At 28.5% G+C, this 1297-nt stretch carries 1 protein-coding gene; it reads right to left on the bottom strand.

Annotation, left to right across the window (positions count from 1 at the left end; translation table 11 throughout):
• A partial coding sequence (locus G3997_RS04565) for an MATE family efflux transporter (RefSeq protein ID WP_296648789.1) occupies nucleotides 1-1143 on the bottom strand: 1143 nt, incomplete at its 3' end.
• Nucleotides 1144-1297: the final 154 nt, after the last annotated feature.

The following is a 1297-nucleotide window of genomic DNA, read 5'->3' as shown; positions in this document are numbered from 1 at the left end:
GGCACCTGTTATTACTATTTCAATGCACATAAATAGCTGAGAGTATCCTAAGATTTTAAGATAGTCTGTTCCTTTTAGTATTGCTTCACCTTCATTTATAAATATTCTAAATATGTATTCTCCTAAGAATACTAAAACAAGTGTGTTTATAGTTCCTACAATTAAGGCTATTAAAATAGTTATTTTACATCCACGTTGAACTCTATCATAGTTATTTGAACCGTAATTTTGACCTACGAAGCTAGATAATGCAACTGCTATACCTTCAGCAGTCATCCATGATATAGATTCTATTTGAGAACCTACTTTTTGAACTGCCACAGCTACTGGTCCAAAGGATGCAACTACTACTCCTAAAGTCATAGAAAATAGTGTAAATAGTCCACTTTGTAAGGCAACTGGTATACCTAGTTTATATAGTACTTTGTAGTAATCAAAGTTTATATTTTTAAATAGTTTTATTTTAAAGTATACTTCTTTATTTTTTAAGATTTTAAATATAAAGCAAGATGTTACAACTATTTGTGCAAATACTGTTGCAATTGCAGCACCTGCTACTCCCATACTTGGTATTTTTCCAAATCCAAGTATTAATATTGGGTCAAGTATTATATTAGTTACAAGTCCTATAGCATTTATTCTAAATGGTGTTTTACTATTTCCCATTCCATTAAATATAGAAGTAAATACTGGATTTATAAAATAAAATATCATACCAATAGCAACTATTACTAAGTATTCTTTTGACATAGAGATTACATTTTCATCTCCGAGTCTGAAAAATCCTATTAATTGGTCTTTGAATAATATAAGAAATATTGTATATATAATAGAAAGTATTATATTTATTTCTATTGCTGATTTTATGTATAGCTTTGTGTCATTTACATTATTTTGACCAATACTTTGAGCAACTTTTACTTCTGCTCCTACTTTTGAAACATTTATAAATGCCATAGCAAGCCAAGTAAAAAATCCTGCAGTCCCAACTGCTGCTACTGCACTACTTCCTGCTTTTCCAACCCAAATCATGTCAATCATGTTATAGGCCATTTGGATAAAGGAAGTAGCCATAATAGGAAGAGCTAGCTTTATTAGCTTTTCTGTTATTCTTCCTTGTGTTAAGTCGATTCTATCGTTCATTTTCTCACCTCTCATTATATTTATATATTCCACTATTTATTATATATCTTATTTGTATATTTACAATATTTTCGTATTAATCCTATATATGTATATTTAAGTAATTTTTTTAAATACTCTATAATGAARTAAAAAAATGGCATTAATTAATGCC

Origin of the sequence: Romboutsia sp. 13368 (assembly GCF_018336475.1) — a bacterium.
Taxonomy (GTDB): domain Bacteria; phylum Bacillota; class Clostridia; order Peptostreptococcales; family Peptostreptococcaceae; genus Romboutsia.
Note: the sequence above shows the minus strand (reverse complement) of the source record. Positions and strands in the feature narration are given on the sequence as shown.